The following is a 20,762-nucleotide window of genomic DNA, read 5'->3' as shown; positions in this document are numbered from 1 at the left end:
GGCTATCCTCCACCTGTACGGGGTATGCCCTGGGGACAACCGTCGCCTGTTGCCGGTGCGTCTCCGCCGGCAGGAATAGTTCCGGGAGGGGTGTTGTCACCGCAGGGGACCGGGTAGGTCGTCTGTCCGAGCTTGCTGGGGTCGATACCCTCACCTTCGAAGGCGGCGTCGATGAACGGCTGCAGGAATTGTCCCGGAAGCAGATTCATCACATACGCATTGAAGAAAGGTCCGGACGCGACCGACTCGCCGAGCGACGTCGCGTACTGCTGCAACGGCTTCAAAGAAGCCTGAATATCGCCCCGATGACGGTCGAGCAGTTCAACGACCCGGTTGAGTTGGTCCAGACTGGGGCGCAGTTGCGCTTGATTCTCGTCGATGAGCCCCTGCACCTGCTGCGTCACGGCGACAATGTTGCCCAAGAGTGCGTCAATAGCCTGGCGCCGCTGGTCAAGCGCCGAAAACAACACTCCGCCATCAAGAATCATGCGGTTGACCTGTTCCGAACGTCTTGACAGAACGCCTGTGACCGACTCCGCGTTCGAAAGCAGGCTCTGTATCAAATCATCGCGAGACCCGATCGTATTGGAAAACCGATTGACGCCGTCGAGGGCGGATTCGAGATTCGGAGCAGTTTTCTGGAGTGTGTCACCCAGCGTCTCCATCGCGGTGGTCACCTGTTCGGTGTCGAGATCGGAAATCGTATTTGTCAGATCTGCCAGAGAGTCGGTCAACAGGTAGGGGGTGGTCGTTCGCGACAGCGGGACCACCTGGCCCGGATCGAGTTTGCCCATACCGCGTGAGTTGATCTGCAGAAACTTGGTACCCAGGACGGTTTCGGTTTTGATCGCGAGTTCGGTCTGAGACCCGAGTTCCATCCCGTCGGCCGAGAACTCCACCTTGACCTTGTCGCCAGAGATGCTGACGTCTGCAACTGTCCCGACCTTGATGCCGGCGACCTGCACTCCATCCCCGGATTTCAGACCTCCGGTGTCGCCGAAGTAGCCGCTGTAAACCAGATGCGATGAAACCAGGGGCACTTTGTCATAGTTCTGCGCGGCGAGCACAACTAACAAAGTCAGCAGGATACCCAACGTACCCATCCGGGCGTTGACCACTTGGAGATTTTTCACTTACGCCGTACACCTCCCCGCTCGTTGGCCAATAATATCGATGTACACCGGATCACCCTGGGGGCCATTGACTTTCAACGTGGCATCGCAAAGGAAGAATGTGAAGAAGTTTCCGTACAGGCCGAGGCGACTGAGCGTTCTGTAGCTCTGCGGGAGTTCAGTCAACAGGTTGTCGACGTAGTCATAATCATTGTTGACCGTCGTTGCCACGCGGTTGATCTGACTGACGTCATTTGCGATGTCGGGCCGCGTTTTGTCGAGTAGCGACGCGATCGTCTCCGAGGCGTTTGATATCCCGGCTACAGCCGATGTCAGCTGGTCCGAACGCTCGGACAGCCCACTGATGAGTTGCTGCAGTTTGTCGATTCCGTTGTCGAACTGTTCGTTGTGCCGTGACACCGTGCCGAGCAGATCGTTGAGGTTCTTGATCACCGACCCGATCAGGGCGTCCCTGTCCGCCAGAGCGTTCGTCACCTCTGCGGTATGCCGAAGAATGCTTGCGATCGAGCCACCCTGCCCCTGAAACACCTGGACCAGTGACATCGAGACTGTGTTGACCTGGTCCGGATCAAGCGCTTTCAGAAGGGGACGAAACCCACCGATGAGGGCATCCAGATCGAGAGCTGGAGCAGTCTGTTCAATCGGTATCTGGCCTCCGGGAGCCAACCGCAGCGGATCGCCGGCGCCCTCCATTATTTCCAGGTACCGGTCGCCGATGAGGTTCTGATAACGGACCGCCGCCCGGGATGCGCGAGTCAGATCTACGGACGAATCGAGAGTGAAATCGACCTGCGCCGCTGTTCCGTCGACAACCCTCACCTCTTTCACTCGCCCGACGTCCACTCCGGCGATGCGAACGAATTGGCCGCTCTTGAGACCCGACACCGACGTGAAGCGCGCGCTGTAACTGTTCGATGAACCGAATCGAAACTGCCCGAAGACAACGACCAATATCGCCAGCACGAGCACCATCACCGTCGCGAACGCCATGAACTTCGCTATCGTTCCACCGATTTTCATCGCGATCCACCTCCGACCGCATCCCCGAACAAGTACTGGATGAACAGTGGACTACCCGGCTCTAGTGTGGTCGCATCGGCGATGCTGGCCCCGGTGTCCATCACCAGGTACGGAGCCGGATAATTGGTGGCGCTGATCTGCGAGTAACACCCAGGGGCACCGCGCGGACCGCCTTGAGCTCCGACCTTCGGGAGATTGCCGGGGTAGGTATATCCATTGTCACCCGCCAGCAACGCGACGTCGAGGTCAATCGAGTACCCGTTGTTCTTTCCACCGAATCGGCCCATACCGTACTCGAGATTCCAGGCTGCCTGGTCGGCAACGCACTTGTACTCGGGCGAATACTCTTCGAGCAATGCGGTCGTCGGCACGAGTAGCCGGGAGGCGTCCACGAATGAGGTCCCGGAGGCGCGCAACAGATTGGACCCAGAATTCCCCAGACCTATCGCCGAGACCAGCATCGCATCGAGATTTGTCTGCTCGTCCACAATCGTATTCGATGTGACAGTCGCGTTGTCGAGCAACGAGATCAGGTCCGATGCCGCATCGCCGTACGTGTTTGTCACGGCGGCGGACAACTTGAAGTCGTTTTGCAGCGCATCCATTGACGGATTCGTCTGGGACAAGAACCGGTTGGCGTCGGTGATGGTCTCCCCTAGTTGGGCGCCGCGGTCGCGCAGAGCACCCGACACAGCACCGAGAATCAAATTGAGTTTCGCGGGATCGATGCTGTTCATCACCCCGTTCAGATTTTCGAACAACGTATTGACCTCTGTCGTCACGTTGTTCGACACGATTCGCTGGCCGGACCGAACGCTCTGGGTGTGCGGATTCTTCGGCGGTATCAACGAGACATATTTTGCGCCGAACGCCGTCGATGCCTTGATCTCGGCGGTGACGTTCGCAGGAATGTCACCGAAGCTGGTCGGATCGATATTCAGTTGCAGCGCAGCGGTGCCGTTGACTATCTCCACACTGTCGACCGACCCGACGGTGACGCCGCGCAACTTGACCTTGGCGCCCTTGTTCATCACCAAGCCCGCCCGGTCCGACTCGATGGTCAGATGTTCTTCCTTCTTGAAGTCACCGCGGAAAGATGCGATTGCCACCACCACCAGCGCCACGATGAGGACCAACAGCACCGCGCCGGCAGCGAGGTAGTTGGGCTCACTACGATGCGAGCGCACTCTTCTCGCAACAGACGGTTTCACGCGCGTCACCCGGCCAGATTGAAATTGCCGGAGGTGCCGTAGATGGCCAACGACACCAATAGGCACACCATCACAACAGCGATCAACGATGACCGCACCGCACGACCCACCGCCTCCCCCACACCCGCCGGGCCACCTGAGGCGTTGAACCCGTGATAACTGTGGATCCCCATCACCACGATGCCCATCACAACGGCCTGCAAGAATGACCATGCGAGGTCAGCGGGACGCAAAAACGTCGCGAAGTAGTGGTCATAGACGCCGCAGATTGCCCGTTGACAAAAATGGTGTAAGTGCGAGATGCCAGGAACGACATGAGCACCGCGATCGAATACAGCGGAATGATTGCGATGACACCACTGATCATCCGGGTGGCAACGAGATAGGACATCGAGTTGATCGCCATCACCTCGAGCGCGTCGATCTCCTCGGAGATTCGCATGGCGCCGAGCTGCGCCGTTGCTCCGGCGCCGATGGTCGCCGCCAGCGCAATGCCGGCCGTGACCGGTGCAGCGATCCGGACGTTTATGTACGCGGCGAAGAATCCGGTCAAGGCCTCGACGCCGATGTCGCCGAGAGAGGCGAATCCCTGTATGGCGAGCAGGGTTCCCGCGGAGAAGGTCATGAAACCGACGATCACCACTGTGCCGCCCACCACCGCAAGAGCGCCGGTCCCCATTCCGATTTCGGCGATGAGGCGAACTGTCTCCATGGTGTACCTGGACAGCGCATGCGGAATCTGCCGGACCGCGTCGCGATAGAAGACCGCTTGCTTGCCCAAGCCCCGCAACGCGTTTGTCGGAGCCGAAATTCTGCGCCACGTTCGCGGATATCTGGTCTGGATGATGTCCGTCATCGGTTCTATCCCACCCGTCTCAACCTGCAGTGACCTTGACGCCCACAGCCGTGAGAACCACGTTCACTGCGAATAAGGCCACGAATGCGTACACGACTGTCTCGTTGACCGCGGTCCCAACCCCCTTGGGACCTCCACTGACCGTCAGTCCTCGGTAACACGCGACAAGAGCCGCGATCAACCCGAACGATGCCGCCTTCAGTTCCGACAAGACCACCTCCGGAAGCCCGGTCACCAGTGTCAAACTCGAAACATACGCGCCCGGAGTCACGTTCTGGACGTATACCGAGAAGAAGTACCCACCGACAAGGCCAATGGCGACGACGAGCCCGTTGAGCAAGAGCGCCACGACACATGAGGCAACCACTCTGGGAACCACCAATCGATGGATCGGGTCGATGCCGAGTACCCGCATCGCATCGATCTCTTCCCTGATCGTGCGGGCGCCCAGATCCGCGCAGATGGCTGTGGCGCCTGCGCCCGCGACTATCAAAACTGTTACCAGCGGACCGATCTGGGTCACGGCCCCGAGTGCTGCACCAGCACCCGAGAGATCCGCGGCCCCGAACTCGACGAGCAGAATATTGAGCGTGAAGATCACCAGCACGGTGAAGGGGAGTGCCACCAACAGGGTGGGCACCAGTGCGACGGTGACAAGGAACCAGCCCTGGATGAACGCTTCGCGCCATTGAAACGGCAGCCGGCCCAGAGCCTTGAACGTTTCGAACGTCATTGCGAACAGACCCCCGACAGCTGCCAGTACCGGCTGGAAACGGACGCTCATGAGGTCGGGCCACCGCGCATCACGCCAGCCTCCCGCGCATCGATCTCGGAGTAAGAGTTCACGTTAATTAGGAAAACCATTGGACTTCTTAGCTGTGTTAACTTCTCTTAAAGTCGCTCATAGATGGTCGCGTTGGCCGTGCCACCGCCCTCACACATGGTCTGCAGGCCGTACCGTCCGCCTGTGCGCGCGAGATGATGGATGAGAGTCGTGGCCAGCCGCGCTCCGGAGCATCCCAGGGGGTGCCCCAATGCAATCGCCCCGCCGAGTGGATTGAGACGATCGATCTTTGCACCCGTGGCCATCTGCCAGGCGAGCGGAACCGACGCAAATGCCTCGTTCACCTCGAACGCGTCGATCTCGTCGATGGTCAGTCCCGAACGTGCCAGCGCCAGCGCCGTCGCCGGGATCGGCCCCGTCAGCATTCGCACCGGATCGTCGCCCGTGACCACTGCCGTGTGTACCCGCGCCATCGGGGTGAGCCCGAGCTGATCAGCCTTTTCGCTGGTCGTGACAAGCACGGCTGCGGCGCCGTCGGAGATCTGCGACGCATTGCCGGCGGTGATTACGCCGTCCTCGACAAAGGGAGCCTTCAGGGTGGCCAGCTTTTCCAACGTCGATCCGCGACGGATACCCTCATCGGCGCTGATCCGTTGCCCACCAACTGGGACGCTCACGATCTCGTCGTCGAACGCTCCACTGTCCACCGCGGCCGCCGCCAGGGCGTGCGACTTGAGCGAGTACTCATCGAGCTGGGTACGAGAGAGGTGGTTTTCGCGCGCGATCAGCTCGGCGCCGGCCCCCTGGTTGAATCGACCGTTGAACCCCGCCTGCCGCAACTGCACCGCGTACCGTTCAACTGCCTCACCACCGAGCTCACCGGTACCTTCGACCGAAGACGCGCCCATGGGAACCGCTGACATCATTTCGACGCCACCGGCCACGACGACGTCCGCCTGACCGGAGACGACCGCGGCTGCCGCGGTCGAGATCGCCTGCTGGGACGAACCGCACTGCCTGTCGATCGTGAATCCCGGGACCGATTCTGGCCAGCCCGCAGCCAGAACCGCCATCCGCCCGATGTTCCCCGACTGCTGGCCGACGCTGAGAACATTTCCCCAGTGGACGTCGTCGACTACCGCCGGATCAATGCCCGACCGCCGGGCCAGTTCCTGCAAGACTAGGGCTGACAGGTCGGCGGCATGAACACCGGCCAGGCCACCATTCCGCTTCCCGACCGGGGTGCGTACTGCACAAACGATAACTGCATCACGCATGTTGATTCTCCATCAAGGGGCTCGTCCGGCGACCGAATGTGTGGACACCAGGTTTGCAATCAATTAGGTCACTAGATAGACCATATGGGCCAAGTCACACAAACGCAAGGAGGCGCGCGTCCCCCGAGGGGGACGTAGCTGATAACCAGAGTTACGTTCCGCGTTCACTCCGAAAATTGCTTCTGCAACAAGTGCTTCCGCGCCTTCCCGGTGCTCGTAACCGGGAGTTCGTCGACGATGTGCCATTCGACCGGAACCTTGTGCTTGCTGAGGCGCTCGGAAGTGAAGCTATGCAAGCCATCCGGCGTGATGGAGCCGCTCACGGTGGGCACAACCGCGGCCGCCACCCGCTCCCCGAGTCGCGCATCAGGCAATCCGAAGACGGCAACCGCGGCCACGGACGAGTGCTCCGAGATCACAGTTTCGACCTCGGCGGGGTAGATGTTCGATCCGCCGCGGACGATGACCTCTCGAAGTCTGCCCGCAAAGGTCAAGACACCCCGACGATCCAGCGAACAGAGGTCTCCGCTGTGGATCCAACCGTTCTCGTCGCAAACGTTCGTGACCTCGCCATCGTCCTGCAGGTAGCCGGACATGATCAGTGGACCCCGCATGCACAACTCGCCGACCTCTCCGGGTTCGGCGATCGAGTTGTCACTTCTTGCGATGCAATAGTCCCGCCCAGGAAGTGGGTGTCCTAGGGTTCTGGTCCTGATCAACGTCGGATCTGACGCCATACTCATCGTGAGACAAGGTGCTTCACTCTGCCCGTAGCCGACGAGGAACACAATGCTCAGGCGACGCTCGATCTCCTCGATCAGGTCCGGATCAACGGAGGTCGCTCCTCCCACGACAGTCTTGACACTTGCGAAGTCGGCTTCGGAGACTTCGTGCATCGCCAACAGGTCGATCAGCATTGTCGGGACCATCCCCAGGATCTCGGGCCGGATTTCTTTGACGATCCGGATCGCGTCCTGCGATCTGAAACGTTCCATGACCACGTAGGTTCCGGCGGTCCACAGTGCCGACAGCACTCCGGCCACAGTTCCGCCGACGTGATGGAGTGGCAACGGATTGAACCAGCCATCACCGACCTCGGCCAACGCGCCCTCTGCGTAGAACCGCGCGGAATTGACCGCTGCGGTGTGCGACAGGACCGCCGCCTTCGGATGTCCGGTTGTCCCGGACGTGTACTGGATCAAGAACTCGTCGGTGCCGATCCGCTCGTGGGCAAGCACCTCGCTGCCCTCACCGGTGTCGAGAAGATTCATCAGATCGAGCACAAGCGGTTTCAGTGGAAGCTCCTCGGCTATTTTCACCAGGACATCACGCACTGGAGCGCCCGCGAACACAGAAACCGCCAGCACAACACCGACTTCGGATTGTCGGAGGACATGTGCGGCCTCGGCCGGGCTGGACCCGGCATTGAGCGGGACAATCGCCATGCCGGACAAAGCGCAGCCGAACATAGCGGTCACCCATTGCACGCTGTTCGGCGCCGCGATCGCCACCCTCATTCCAGAAGGATTCAGTTGCAACAGTCTTCGTGCCACGGCCTGTGACTCGGCCAGCACCTGAGACCAGGTCATACCGGACACCCCGGTATTCGCGAGCCAAGCCAGTGCGCGATTGTCTCCGTGTTCACTCCCGACCTGTCGTAGCAGTGATGCCACCGATCCTTCCCACAGTGCCTCTCGAGTGATCGCTGTCAGATATGCGCGATCATCCCGCTCGGGCGCACCATACGGCGGTAGCCCAAATGACGTGGCGCTCATCAGCTCCTCTTCCTCCGCCCGGATCCGTCTGCGGCATCCCAATCCATTGGTATATGGTCTAAAGAGTAGAACACTTCGACTTACTGAGTGACCATCCACGAGCCGAGAGGCAACGCGGTGAACATCGGGATCGTTCCCCCTACAACGCACTTCCCCCCACACGCGAGAACTGCGCGCAGAGGTACGGGAGTTCATCCGCCAGGATCAGGCAGAGTTTGGATGGCAGGCGCATGTCGACTCGTGGATAGCGTCCTGGGATCCGGCATTCAGCCGGCGACTCGGCGACCAGGGATGGCTCGGCTTGACGATCCCGAAGAAGTTCGGCGGTCACGGTCGCAGCCACCTCGACCGATACGTCGTAACCGAAGAGCTACTCGCCGCGGGCGCACCGGTGGCCGCCCACTGGGTCGCCGATCGCCAGGTCGGGCCGGCATTGACGAAGTACGGCAATCGTTACCAGTGCGAGCGCTACCTTCCCGCCATCTCACGTGGTGAATGCTATTTCGCCATCGGTATGAGTGAACCGGAATCCGGATCTGATCTCGCCAACGTACAAACCCGCGGAGTCCAAGTCGACGGAGGATGGGAGGTCTCGGGTACCAAGGTGTGGACGTCCGGCGCCCACCACGCGCATGCATTCTTCGTCCTGGCCCGCACGGAGCCACTCGACACGACCAAGCGGCACCGCGGCCTGAGCCAGTTCGTTATCGAACTCGACGCACCCGGTATCGAGATTCGGCCGATCCGGCTTCTCACCGGCCAACATCACTTCAACGAAGTGGTACTGGACCGCGTGTTCGTCGGCGACGACATGGTCTTGGGGCACCCTGGGCAGGGGTGGGCCCAAGTCACCTCGGAATTGGGCTTTGAGCGCAGCGGCCCCGAAAGACTACTGTCGACGACACCACTCATCGATGAGCTTGCCAACGAGATGCGGCGCAGGCCGAACGCTCACGACTCGACAGCCGAACTCGGCGCTCTGATATCCAGACTATCGACGCTGCGTCAGCTTTCTGCATCGATTGCCGGGTGCCTGTCCGTCGGGGAGCCCGCAGACCTGGCAGCCGCTGTTGTCAAAGACCTCGGCACACAGTACGAAGCCTCCGTGGTCGAGGTTGCGGCTACAACTTTTGACGACGCGTTACCCGATATCTCCTCAGACAAGGATTTCCCCAGATTGTTGGCGGAAGGGATTCTGCACACCCCCGGCTTCACCTTGCGCGGGGGTACCAGTGAGATCCTGCGCGGTGTGGTCGCACGTGGAATGGGTCTGCGATGAACAATCCACGCGAAGAGCCGTCCGACCTGGCAGCACTCCGGGAAGTCGCCGACGACATATTCGGCACGGCGACCGAAGACGTCCTCGATGTCCAACAGGTCTCAATCGATTTCGATCCGACTCTGTGGAGAACCCTCGAGGGCTCAGGGCTCACATTGCTGACCACTCCGGATACAGAGGGCGGCAGCGCCGCGTCGTTGTATGCGCTGGCGGTCGTTCTTGAGAGTTGCGGCTACCACGGCGCACCTGCCCCGATCGCAGAAACCGACCTGCTCGCGTCATGGATGCTGCGGTCGGTCGGCCTTCCGGTGCCGTCGGGGCCGCTGAGCTGCGCTTCCGCCGACGTCGTTGTCAATGGGTCCAGAGTGACAGGAGAGATCACCCACGTTCCGTGGATCAGCTCGGCCGCGGGGCTAGTGATCGCCGGCAGCGGCGTGGTCGCGTACATTCCGGCCTTGGATCTCTCTGTCACGACACAACACGACATCGGCGGACACCCTTCGGGCAGGGTAGTGCTGAATCACACACTGCCCAAGGAACAGATTCGCGAGCAGACCTCAGAGCTCAAGACAGAGTTCTGGTTGCGCGGCGCACTCGCGCGATCCCTCCAAACGTGCGGTGCGCTTCAACGGGCGCTCGACCTGTCGGTGACCCATGCGGGCGAGAGAGTTCAATTCGGTCGCCCGTTGGGGCGGTTCCAGGCAGTGCAGGGGCTGATCGCCGAGGCGGCGGGATCCGTCGCGATGGCAAAGGCCGCGAGCGAGTACGCCGTGGACACTGCCGCACGTAACGGCTTCGAGGCCGCCGAGACAAAGTGTGCAATCGCAGCAGCCAAGATCGAGGCGGCTCGCGCGGCGACCACCGTCAGTCGCAATTCGCACCAGGTCCACGGCGCCATCGGCTTCACCCTCGATCATCGACTCAGACATTTCACCACTCATGCCCTGGCCTGGCGGTCAGAGTTCGGGGGACAGCGAGCGTGGGAGCGGATCCTCGGCAACATGGTGCTCGACAGTGGAACTAACGGCATCTGGGAATTCATCACGTCGGGGCGCATATCCGCAGACGACAAGGAAGGAGTCGACTATGAGAGTGTCAGTCGATCGTGAGAAATGTGTAGGTCATGCACAGTGCTTCGCCGTGGCGGCCGACATTTACGACATAGACGACGACGGGTATTGCACTGTCGACCGCGCCCCGGTGCCGCCCGGACTCGAACCGCTGGCCCGCGACGGTGCCGCGGCATGTCCAGAACAGGCCATCATCCTCGAAACTAGCAGGGGCCGATCGTGAGCCTCAACCTGAGCCATCATATTTAATGACTCAGTTGAGTACCTCGACCAAGGTCGTGTCGCCGTCGCCGACCATGAACTTCTCAACCGCCTCGAGGTGGCGGCGCCAATGGCGCTGCGCACCTTCGACGTCTTCTTCTCGGAGTAGCTTGACCAGCTTGACGTAAGCGCGCTGGGCCGATCTGTTGGCTGTGACCTCGTATCCCCTGGGGTGTTGTTCGATGAATATCGAATTGTGAGCCTCGATGATGTGGAAAAGGATCTTCGCCAGCACTGTTGACGTCGAACTTCCAGCGCTCTCCACCACCGAGAGGTGGAATCGGAGGCTGTACTTGGCGAACTCGCTTTCGTTGGCGACCAAGGCTGCACCCTCTCGCACGAGGTCCTCCAACCCATTCAGACTGGAGTTACCCCGCCGACCAGCAATGATGCCGACCGCGGACACCTCGAGTTCAGTTCGAGAGCCGTACACGTCGCTGAGCGGCGTCCCCTCGTACTGCAGAAGCAACCCCGTGTAGCGCGCCGCCACCGAGGCATCTGGCTTTAAAACCCGCGCTCCCCGCGAGCGCCACGAAGGACCGTGATGATCGATTCTGATTCCAGAATTCGGAACGCTTCGCGCATGGTGGCCCGGGATACGCCGAACTCTTCCATCAGCACCGGCTCGGTCGGCAGTGGTGCACCGGCTTCCACCTCACCGGTGATGATTCTCCGCCGCAGCTCGGTGGCGACGAGCTCACCCGCCTTTGGAATCTTGACGATCGCGGACTTCTGCGCAGAAGGCACTGTGTTCCTTTCCGGACCGGATATGCATGTTCGTCAATACTATGACACTCGATTGTTTCACCAGTCGAATCAGTAGTACTGTTGGACTAATTGAAAGTGATGTCCGCCTCGGTTGCCGGAGCGCTGTCCAACCCCAGGAGGTCCCTCATGAGAAGAAACATATTCGAGCCCGAGCATGACGAGTTTCGTTCCACCGCAAAGTCGTTTTTCGAAACGGTGTGTGCGCCGAACAGCCAGGAGTGGGAGGACCGCGGCTATGTCGACCGAAGTGCGTGGCTTGAAGCCGGCAAGCTGGGCCTGATCGGATGGGAGATGCCCGAGAAGTTCGGCGGAGCCGACATTCAGGACTTCCGGTTCAACGCAATCCTGAACGAGGAGTATCACGCGACGGGTTCGGTCGGCATCGGCCTGGGAGTTCAAAATGACATTCTATCCGGGTATTTTCGCGACCTCACCACAGACGAACAGAAGGACCGATGGCTACCGAAGTACGTTTCGGGCGAATACATCACAGCCATCGCCATGTCCGAACCCGGCGCCGGATCTGACCTGGCCAACATCAAGACGACCGCCAAACGCGATGGTGATCATTACATCGTCAATGGGTCGAAGACCTTCATCTCCAACGGCCTTCTGGCCGACCTCGTGGTGGTCGTGTGTCGCACAGACCCCGACGCAGCCAAGCCCCATAAGGGGATCAGTCTCATCGTCGTCGAGACCGGCATGGAGGGCTTCACCCGAGGCCGCAAGCTCGACAAGATCGGACAGCGGGCCGCGGATACCGCAGAACTGTTCTTCGAGAACGTCCGGGTGCCGGTCGAGAACTTGATCGGCGAGGAGAACCGCGGCTTCTACCACCTGATGCGCAATCTGCCGGCCGAGCGTCTGGGTATCGCCATTCACGCCGTGGCGCAGGCCAAGCGGGCGGTCGAGTTGTCCACCGAATACGCCCACGAACGCAAAGCATTCGGCCAGCCAATCGGAGAATTTCAGGTCAACAGACATGCCCTGGCACAGATGCACACCGAAGTGAACGTGATGCAGACTTATATCGATCAGTGCATCGTGGCCGTCAATGCCAATTCACTGACCGGCGACGAAGCCGCGGGTGCCAAGTGGTGGGCGACAGACACCCAATGGCGGATAATAGATCGCTGCCTACAATTGCATGGTGGCTACGGCTACATCAACGAATACGAGATCGCACGGTTGTGGCGGGACGCACGCGTCCAGCGCATCTACGGCGGCACCAACGAGATCATGCTTGACATCGTCGGTAAAGGTCTCGGTTTCTAACCCTTCGCCCGCTTCCTCGAGCCGTCGACGAGGGCTGCAACCCTCGCGACGTGCTCGGGCGAGGTGACACTCTGTCGCTCAGCGGCGATTGCGTAGTCCAGGGACGTCGAAACCATCTGTGCAGCAGATTGATTCATCAGACGTTTGGTGTCTTGCATCGCACGTCGGGGCACCTGAGCGAGCCGGTGTGCAAGCTCGACGGCCACCGGTAGAGTCTCGTCTCGCGGTACAACGCGGTTGATCAGTCCGAACTCCAGCGCGCTGGCGGCACTGATCCGCTCACCGAGGAAGACAAACTCCTTCGCCCGGGAGAGTCCTGCCATCAGCGGCCACAAAAACGCCGCACCGTCCGCAGGAACCAGGCCCACCTCCAGATGCGGATCGCAGAGAAACGCGTCATCGGCAGCGACCGCCAGGTCACTGAGGGCCACGAGGCTCGCCCCCAGTCCCACCGCGGGACCGTTCACGGCGGCGACCAGAGGCTGCGGCAGGTTCAGCATACCCAGAACCGTTCTCCGCGCCTCGCCGAAGACTTCATCCTGAATGCTCGGGTCATTCTGCGTTGCAATCATCCTGGGGAAGTCACCGCCTGCGCTGAACGCACGCCCCGCGCCTGTGAGCACCACCGCACCCACCGACGCATCCAGTGCAACCTCGTCCCAGACACTCGCCAGTTCACGGTGCATCTGCGCGTCTGCTGCGTTGAAGTCGCGGGGGCGGTTCATTGTGATGATCCGAACCGGCCCGTCATTCTCGATCTTGAGCACTGTTTGAACGCTCATCATCACACCCTTCTCGTTCTACCGTTTACACTGAAAAACCCATTGCTGCGCCTGCCCCGCACGTCATCCCACCCGCCGTACCAGGCCTTCCTGCATGACGGTGGCCACGTGAAGTCCACCCTCGGTGAAGAATCGCCCGTGGCAGATGCTTCGGCCCGCGTGCGCCGAGGGTGAAGTCTGGTCATAGAGGAGCCACTCGTCCATCCGGAACTCCCGATGAAACCAGAGGCAATGATCCAATGACGCGACCAGGAATCCAGGATGTGCATGAGACACCCCGTGCGGAACAAGCGAAACCGACAGCAACGTGAGATCTGACGCACAGGCGAGAATGCTGCTGTGTAACGCCTGACCACCGTGAACCGGGCCGTTGGTTCGAAGCCACACCTGGGAATGCGACGCCACGCCGGTGTCGGTGGCCTCTCCGGCAATGTGTTTCTTTGGGACATAGCGAATCTCCATGGACTCCCAATCCCGGTAAAGGCTCGGCCACTCATCGGGACTCAGCGCCGCCAACGTGGCGATCCGTGGTGTATCCAACGGCGCAATCGATCTCGGCGCATCGTACTGATGACTCAGGCCTGCCTCCGGATGGTGATATGACGCCTGCATCTCGAAGATGAGCCTGCCTGCCTGGCAGGCGCTGACCCTCCGATTCGAGAAGGCGCGACTGTCGCGGGATCGTTCGATCTCATACCGAATCGATTCACCCGGCCTACCCGGTCGTAAGAACTCAGAGCGAATCGAGATGGGAATCTTCCCTGCCGACACCGTTTTCGAGGCGGCATTGAGCGCTTGTCCGGCTACCAGACCACCGAACACGCGCGGTAGCGACCCGTCAAGCGTCATTCCCTCGTACACGTTCTCATCGAGTTGCTTGACGTCGAGCAACTCGATCAAAAGATCTAAAGTGGCCGACATCGAACTCCAAGCTTGCTAGTAGGATTGATCTAATATAGTCGAATCCGTAGTCTAATTCAAAGGTGGTACCTCCGTGGCCGAAGCCGTAATCGTCGCAGCTGCACGCACACCCATCGGACGAGCGTTCAAAGGCTCCCTGACGGCAGCGCGTGGTGACGACTTGTCCGCCGCGGCAATACGGAGCGCGATGGAGCAGGTACCGCAACTCGACCCCACTGAGATCAACGACTTGATCGTGGGATGCGGAGCGCCCGGCGGAGAACAAGGATTCAATCTGGCCCGTGTGGTCGCAGTGCTACTCGGCTGGGACTCGGTCCCCGGGACGACTGTGACGAGATACTGCGCGTCAAGTCTGCAGGCCGCTCGGATGGCCATGCACGCGATCCGCGCCGGCGAGGGCGACGTGTTCGTCATCGCCGGAGTGGAGACTGTCAGTCGATCGCGACGTGGCACGAGCGACAGTCCACCGGTGCCCGAGGACCGTGATCCACGCGACCGCGCTGCGAACCCGTGGGTCAACGCCGCGTTCGCGGCGGCTCAGTCCCGAAGTCGGGCACGCGCGGCCGGAGCCATCGAAAGCTGGTCAGATCCAAGAGAGTCCGGAGAGTTGCCGGATGTCTACATAGCCATGGGCCAGACCGCAGAGAACGTCGCACAGATCGATGCCGTCTCCCGCAAAGATCAGGACGAGTTCGCCGCGTTATCCCAGCAGCGGACCGGGCGTGCCATCGCCTCAGGCTTCTGGCACCGCGAGATCACGCCCTACACCTTGCCGAACGGATCGACGGTCGACGCTGACGACTGCCCACGTCCCGACAGCACGGTCGAGAAGCTGAGCGAACTCAAACCCGTTTTCCGAAGCGAGGGAACCGTCACTGCAGGGAACGCCTGTCCACTGAATGATGGGGCGGCGGCACTGGTGATCATGAGCGATCAGCGAGCCAGAGAACTCCGAATCGACCCACTTGCCAGAATCGTGTCCACCGGCCTGACCGCGCTCTCGCCCGAAATCATGGGCCTCGGACCGGTCGATGCCACCCGGCAGGCTCTTTCCCGCGCAGGTATGACGATCGCAGACGTCGACCTCTTCGAGATCAACGAGGCCTTTGCCTCCCAAGTGGTCGCGAGTTGCCGTCGACTGGACCTCGACATGGGCAAGGTCAACATCAATGGCGGAGCGATCGCGGTCGGGCACCCGTTCGGCATGACCGGCGCCAGAATCGCGACAACGCTGATCAATTCACTGCGTTGGCACAACGCATCCGTGGGCGTCGAGACGATGTGTGTGGGTGGCGGCCAGGGTATGGCAATGGTGTTGGAGCGAATGGCGGACTGACCGCGCCGCATCACATCCTCGAGAGGCATTCAGTCACTCGATGGTAGTGGTGTTGTCGCCTTCAACTGCAGTGGTATACCGCCGATTGCGAGAGTGCCTGCGCCGGCTTTGGTCACCAGTATCTCCGCAGACCCCGAACCATCCGTGTAGCGCTTCCCGATCGCGGCACCCGAGGCGAATCCGCCGTCGAGCACCAGACCCGTGTCGGGATCGTCCCCCAACGCGATCATCAGGTGACCGCCACATGTCAGGGTGAGGTCGACAGATCCAGCCCGCACCACGATGACCTCGGTGCTACACACCTGGCTGCGTAGTCGGGCACCACTTTTCAACATTCAGACTCCTGGGTGATCAATTCGTTTTGTGTCACATCGGCGAGAATGAGCCCTCGCTGAAACTTGCCGGTTGCGGTCGCGGGTAGTCCCGCCCGGACGAATACGTGCTGCGGAGTGCGAGAACCTCGTAACCGCGATCGGACGAACCGTTTAAGGCTCTCGGCGTCCGGGATGGCGCCGGTCTGGGGCACGACGACCGCTACGATCTGCTCTCCCCAGCGGTCGTCCGGGACCCCGATTACGATCGCGGTGCGAACGTCGGGATGCTCGACGAGTACGTCCTCGATCTCGGCAGGCGCAATGTTCTCGCCGCCTCTGATGATGGTGTCGTCACTGCGGCCATGAACGTAGAGGTAGCCGTGTAGGTCCACGCTGGCCCTGTCTTTTGTCGGAAACCACCCGTCGGGATCAAGCACGGAGCCGATCCCGAGATAGTGACCAGACACCTGTGGACCGCGAACCCAGAGCTCACCGACTTCACCGTCGGGCACGATGCTTCCGTCCTCGTGGGTGACCTTGATCTCGATGCCAGGTACCGGTTGTCCGACCGACGACAGCCTCGCGGCAATCTCGGGGTCGTCGGACTCCAGCGCCCGGCGGTGGTCATCGGGGCCGAGGACCGCGATCGTCGAACTCGTCTCGGTCAATCCGTACGCGTTGACGAAGCCAACATCAGGAAACGCCGACAGGGCCGATTCCAGTATTGGTCTGGGCATTCGCGCGCCGCCGTAGGCCAGCGAGCGCAGGGACGGGACCGACGCCTGTCGATCACCCAGTTCCTTCACGATCGAGTCGAGCATGGTCGGGACGACCATTGCCGACGTCACCTGTTCCCGCTCGGCGATATCCAACCATCCTGCCGGATCGAATGCTGCCAGGTAGACCATCCGCCGCCCTGCGTAGACGTTGGTCAGAATCGTCCCGATGCCGCCACGTGGTAGGGCGGAACACAGATCAAGGCGCCTTCATCATCGGCGGCGTGGCCGAATTCGACCGTCTGCATCACGTAGCTCGTCAGATTTTCATGGCTGAGCGAAACGGCTTTGGGTGCCGAGGTGGTTCCGCTCGTGTACAGAACTACCGCGGTCGGCGAAGCCGTCTGCTGCGCGACCTGCGAATGACCCGCATCGACGCCGTCCCTCAACGCGGTGACCTCAACCACATCGGTCCCAACCTGTCGCGCGACATCGAGGTAGTCGTGGTCTGCCAGAATCACCGGGTCATCAAGTCGTGCGATCAAGGCACACACCTGCTGGTTTGACAACCGGTAATTGATCGGTGCGAACGGTAGCCCGGCTGCTGCGGCAGCAAACAACCCGATGACGAAGTCGGCGCCACCCACACCGAGGTAGGCGACACTTCGTCGGCCGGTCTCGGCCAGCAGATCCGCCCCCGCGGAGGCCTGCGCAGCAAGCTGCGCATAGGTTATCGTTCGCTCACCCTCGACGAGCGCGATGCGGTCGGGGTGACCGGAAACTGCCATCTCGAGCAACAACGAGACAGTCATCGACCCTCACCCCGCCCCGTCGCATCCGTCTCAACCGCAATGGCGTGTAACAGGATTGGCAACGGATGGTCGGAGACAACGTCTGTCACACCCGTTGACAGTGCCGCCTCTACCGCCACGGCAGACGTCAACGAGGTTCCGTCGACGGCGTCTGCCGGGGCCTCGTCCGGAGTCCAGACCCGAAGCGATGTGCGCTCGCGAGCCCACGTCAACAGTTTCGCGAGATCGGGATCGGTGGACTCCGATCGCGCGGACAATTTTAACTCGCCGGCGTAGATCGTCCCCGCGCTGCCGTCGACGGTGATCTTCGAACCCGTCAACCCACGAAGCGTTCCGCTCCCACACCCGACCACACACGGCAACCCCAGATCCCGGCTGACCACCGCTGCATGAGACGTCCGGCCACCCAGTTCGGTTACAAGCGCTTTGGCGGCGATCATCCCGTGAACGTCGTCAGGACTGGTCGTCTCCCGGCACAGAATCACCGAAACACCCTCCTCGGCAGCATCTTCGGCCAGATCCGGATCATCGAACACAACCCCCGAGGCGAATCCCGGACACGCCGCAAGACCTGAGGCCAATATCTCGGCACTCTTCACATCGACAGGGTCGAGTTGCGGCAGCAGTACCTGACGGACCTGCTCGGGTGTCACCAGACGCAGCGCGCCATCCTTGTCGATCCTCCCCGATTCCTGCATCCCGACCGCTATTCGCACCGCCGCGAACGGTGACCTCTTCGCCGATCGGGTCTGGAGCAGCCACAGCCGTCCGTCTTCGACCGTAAATTCGACATCTTGCACGTCACCGGTGGCTGCCTCGAGCCGTGCGGCGTGTTCAAGCAACTGTTGATACGCAGCCGGCATAGAGACCTCCAGAGAATCGATGGGTTCCGGCGTGTGCGTACCGGATACGACATCCTCACCCTGGCCTCGTGACAGCCACTCCCCGTACGGCTCGCCGGAACCGGTTGCGGGGTTGCGGGTGAACAAAACGCCCGTACCGGATTTCTCATTCAAGTTCCCGAAGACCATCGCCTGCACGGTAACGGCGGTCCCGCCGATATCTTCGATTCCGCGGCTGCGGCGATAGGCGAATGCGCGTTCACTACGCCACGAACGAAACACTGCGACGATCGCGGTGCGAAGCTGATCCCACGGGTCGGCTGACGGCGCCTCGCCGACGATACGGTTGAACTGCTGATCGAAAGCCTCCCGAGTACGAGACGCGTATTCCTCGCCACCGAATGCGACGAGCCCCCGCTCGACGTCGGCATTGATACCCAGGTTGAGAATCGTATCCATCATCCCTGGCATGCTCACGGGTGCTCCACTCCGGACCGACACCAACAGTGGCTTGTCTGCCCCGCCGAACACCCTGCCCGTCGACGTCTCCAGTCGACCGATCGCGGCCTCGACCTCGGACCACAGCTCATCAACGATCTTGGGTCCATACTCCTGAAATCGTGCGCAGACGGGCGTGGTAAGCGCGAAGGCCGGCGGCACCGGCAGACCCATTTCGTGCATTGCGACGATGCCGGCGGCCTTGCCCCCGAGTATCTTTCGCCCCAGCTGGACAGTCCTGTCCAGATCCACCAATCGCGGCGGGGCCGAAACACGATCGGTCAGGCTGTACGTGGCGTCGTCGGTTTGTGCGGGAGATACCTGGTTCACTCGAGGCAACCTCAATTCTGGAAAATCGTCTGTCGGTGGGCTGGCATGGGTGATTGTCAGTCGGTGTCCGCTCGAAGCTCGGCCGCCATTTCCGACATCGCGTCGATGCGGCGCTGGACAAGCGTCAATGCACTCTGCTGCGCATGCGCCGCCTCGAGGCCCGCAAGACGTTCACGGTCATCGGCAATTTCGGCGTCAAGTCTTTCGGCCGCGTCAGATCTGGTGAGCAGGTCCTGATCGACCCAGTCCGGTGCATCAATTGGTTCCATGTGGACGTCCTCGCCTACTGAACTCGTGGGAAATTGAACAGCTTTCGCGCGTTGAGTTCCACCATCTTGTGAACCTCCTCGTCGGGGACCTCGAGCATCATTTCCTCGACCACCTTGCGACTGTTGGGCCAGTTCGAATCCGAATGCGGGTAGTCGCATTCCCAGGTGATGTTGTCAATGCCGACCTCATGCCGATTCTTGATGCCACCATGGTCCGAGATGAAGCACCCATAGATGTGCTTACGGAAAAGATCCGACGGTCGCGCGTCATGACTGATGTTCTGATACCAGCGGTGACGTTCCCAGGTTTCGTCAAGTCTTTCGAGCATGTAGGGAATCCATCCGATACCACCCTCGGACATCGCGATCTTTAGGTTCGGGTGTCGATGGAATACCGGCGAGAAGACCAGGTCAGCGGTCGCGTACATCGAGTTGCAGCCGAACAGTGCGATCATCACCGCCATCGGCGCTTCCTTGGAGGTGAAAGGTGGGTTTCCCGAGCTACCGAAATGCATGCACAACGGCATCGACGTCTCTTCGGCCGCACTGAACACCTTGTCCCAATGGTCAGTATAGAAGGACGGCAACCCTAGCGGCACAGGGTTTTCCGGGAAGCTGATCGCTCGAGCTCCCTTCGCCGCGGTGCGATGGATCTCGGCGACGCATGCGTCAGTATCCCAAAGAGGCAGGATGTTCATGGGGATGATCCGCTCCGGACCGGCTGCCGCCCATTCGTCGGTCTGAAAATCGTTCCACGCCTGGACACAAAGCAACGCCAGGTCCTTGTCCTTGGCCCCGGCGAACCGCGTGCCGGCAAATCTCGGAAAGGACGGGAAACACAGTGCCGCCTCGACACCGTCGACATCCATATCCCGAATTCGTGGCGCAGCCTGGTAGCAGCCCGGCAACATGTCATCGAATCTTATCGGTTCGGCCCCGTATTCCTGAGGTCGCTTACCTGCGACGGCGTTCAAGCCGATGTTCGGGTGTTCAGTCCCGTCGTAACGCCAGACCTGCGCCGGCGGGTTTCCCTCGTGCAGAACTTTTTCCACGATGTGCGGACCGAGTTCCGCGTATTTTGCCGGCAATCGGTCCACCCACAGATTCGGCGGCTCCACCAGATGATCATCGGTGGAAATCAGCTGCATGTGGTCGCGTAGCGGCATCGGTGCTCCTCGAGATCGTCGACGTGAGTTTTCGCGGGCGCCAGGCCTTGGCGTCTCGCATGGCCGG

The 20,762-nt window shown here is 61.0% G+C and carries 17 protein-coding genes and 3 pseudogenes; 5 read left to right on the top strand and 15 right to left on the bottom strand.

Annotated elements, in window-relative coordinates; all coding sequences use genetic code 11:
• Positions 1-2: 2 nt before the first annotated feature.
• From MVA47_RS09305 to MVA47_RS09275, 7 genes and pseudogenes are all read right to left on the bottom strand, one after another.
• Positions 3-1,133, bottom strand: a complete 1,131-nt coding sequence (locus MVA47_RS09305) for an MCE family protein (protein ID WP_247207591.1) — start codon at positions 1,131-1,133, stop codon at positions 3-5.
• Entirely contained in the window at positions 1,134-2,153 is a 1,020-nt protein-coding gene (locus MVA47_RS09300; protein ID WP_247207590.1) for an MCE family protein, read from the bottom strand.
• On the bottom strand, positions 2,150-3,364 hold the full coding sequence (locus MVA47_RS09295) for an MCE family protein (protein WP_247207589.1): 1,215 nt from the start codon (positions 3,362-3,364) through the stop codon (positions 2,150-2,152). The genes MVA47_RS09300 and MVA47_RS09295 overlap by 4 nt, the downstream gene beginning before the upstream one ends.
• 5 nt (positions 3,365-3,369) lie before the next feature.
• Positions 3,370-4,220: pseudogene (locus MVA47_RS09290) on the bottom strand (ABC transporter permease).
• Positions 4,221-4,239: 19 nt separating this feature from the next.
• Complete coding sequence (locus MVA47_RS09285) at positions 4,240-5,004, bottom strand: ABC transporter permease (RefSeq protein WP_247207588.1); 765 nt, start codon at positions 5,002-5,004, stop codon at positions 4,240-4,242.
• A gap of 107 nt (positions 5,005-5,111) precedes the next feature.
• Positions 5,112-6,281 (bottom strand): thiolase family protein, encoded by a 1,170-nt coding sequence (locus MVA47_RS09280; protein WP_247207587.1) that lies wholly within the window; start codon positions 6,279-6,281, stop codon positions 5,112-5,114.
• Positions 6,282-6,445: 164 nt separating this feature from the next.
• The gene (locus tag MVA47_RS09275; RefSeq protein WP_247210689.1) at positions 6,446-7,954 is read right to left on the bottom strand and encodes a class I adenylate-forming enzyme family protein; all 1,509 of its coding nucleotides are present in this window, start codon (positions 7,952-7,954) and stop codon (positions 6,446-6,448) included.
• A 271-nt stretch (positions 7,955-8,225) separates the two neighbouring features.
• Here MVA47_RS09275 and MVA47_RS09270 point away from each other — a divergent pair, with 271 nt between their 5' ends.
• From MVA47_RS09270 to MVA47_RS09260, 3 genes are read left to right on the top strand one after another with little or no spacing between them, the layout of a single operon-like run.
• Positions 8,226-9,335, top strand: a complete 1,110-nt coding sequence (locus MVA47_RS09270) for an acyl-CoA dehydrogenase family protein (RefSeq protein ID WP_247210688.1) — start codon at positions 8,226-8,228, stop codon at positions 9,333-9,335.
• A complete protein-coding gene (locus MVA47_RS09265) occupies positions 9,332-10,444 on the top strand; it encodes an acyl-CoA dehydrogenase (RefSeq protein WP_247207586.1) in 1,113 nt (370 codons plus the stop codon). The genes MVA47_RS09270 and MVA47_RS09265 overlap by 4 nt, the downstream gene beginning before the upstream one ends.
• 31 nt (positions 10,445-10,475) lie before the next feature.
• Positions 10,476-10,628, top strand: a complete 153-nt coding sequence (locus MVA47_RS09260) for a ferredoxin (protein ID WP_374474147.1) — start codon at positions 10,476-10,478, stop codon at positions 10,626-10,628.
• A gap of 30 nt (positions 10,629-10,658) precedes the next feature.
• Here the strand turns inward: MVA47_RS09260 and MVA47_RS09255 are convergent.
• A pseudogene (locus MVA47_RS09255) lies at positions 10,659-11,413 on the bottom strand (FadR/GntR family transcriptional regulator).
• A gap of 147 nt (positions 11,414-11,560) precedes the next feature.
• Here MVA47_RS09255 and MVA47_RS09250 point away from each other — a divergent pair.
• Positions 11,561-12,709: an acyl-CoA dehydrogenase family protein gene (locus MVA47_RS09250; RefSeq protein ID WP_247207584.1), complete on the top strand. Its 1,149-nt coding sequence runs from the start codon at positions 11,561-11,563 to the stop codon at positions 12,707-12,709.
• Here MVA47_RS09250 and MVA47_RS09245 read toward each other — a convergent pair.
• On the bottom strand, positions 12,706-13,491 hold the full coding sequence (locus MVA47_RS09245) for an enoyl-CoA hydratase/isomerase family protein (protein ID WP_247207583.1): 786 nt from the start codon (positions 13,489-13,491) through the stop codon (positions 12,706-12,708). The genes MVA47_RS09250 and MVA47_RS09245 overlap by 4 nt on opposite strands.
• Before the next feature lie 63 nt (positions 13,492-13,554).
• Entirely contained in the window at positions 13,555-14,412 is an 858-nt protein-coding gene (locus MVA47_RS09240; RefSeq protein WP_247207582.1) for an acyl-CoA thioesterase II, read from the bottom strand.
• 73 nt (positions 14,413-14,485) lie between these two features.
• Between MVA47_RS09240 and MVA47_RS09235 the strand changes: the two genes are divergently transcribed.
• Entirely contained in the window at positions 14,486-15,748 is a 1,263-nt protein-coding gene (locus MVA47_RS09235; RefSeq protein ID WP_247207581.1) for an acetyl-CoA C-acetyltransferase, read from the top strand.
• A 29-nt stretch (positions 15,749-15,777) separates the two neighbouring features.
• Here the strand turns inward: MVA47_RS09235 and MVA47_RS09230 are convergent, their stop codons facing one another.
• The 5 genes and pseudogenes from MVA47_RS09230 to MVA47_RS09210 form a co-directional block, all read right to left on the bottom strand.
• The gene (locus MVA47_RS09230) at positions 15,778-16,083 is read right to left on the bottom strand and encodes a hypothetical protein (RefSeq protein WP_247207580.1); all 306 of its coding nucleotides are present in this window, start codon (positions 16,081-16,083) and stop codon (positions 15,778-15,780) included.
• Positions 16,077-17,590 (bottom strand): annotated as a pseudogene (locus MVA47_RS09225) (class I adenylate-forming enzyme family protein). The gene MVA47_RS09230 and the pseudogene MVA47_RS09225 overlap by 7 nt, the downstream one beginning before the upstream one ends.
• Positions 17,587-19,185 (bottom strand): pyruvate, phosphate dikinase, encoded by a 1,599-nt coding sequence (locus MVA47_RS09220; RefSeq protein WP_281505126.1) that lies wholly within the window; start codon positions 19,183-19,185, stop codon positions 17,587-17,589. Before MVA47_RS09220 ends, MVA47_RS09225 begins: the two are co-directional and overlap by 4 nt.
• Positions 19,186-19,316: 131 nt before the next feature.
• Complete coding sequence (locus tag MVA47_RS09215; RefSeq protein WP_247207579.1) at positions 19,317-19,529, bottom strand: hypothetical protein; 213 nt, start codon at positions 19,527-19,529, stop codon at positions 19,317-19,319.
• 14 nt (positions 19,530-19,543) lie between these two features.
• Complete coding sequence (locus MVA47_RS09210; protein ID WP_247207578.1) at positions 19,544-20,695, bottom strand: amidohydrolase family protein; 1,152 nt, start codon at positions 20,693-20,695, stop codon at positions 19,544-19,546.
• Between the last annotated feature and the right edge of the window lie 67 nt (positions 20,696-20,762).

The sequence above is a fragment of the Williamsia sp. DF01-3 genome (assembly GCF_023051145.1).
Lineage (GTDB): Bacteria > Actinomycetota > Actinomycetes > Mycobacteriales > Mycobacteriaceae > Williamsia.
Note: the sequence above shows the minus strand (reverse complement) of the source record. Positions and strands in the feature narration are given on the sequence as shown.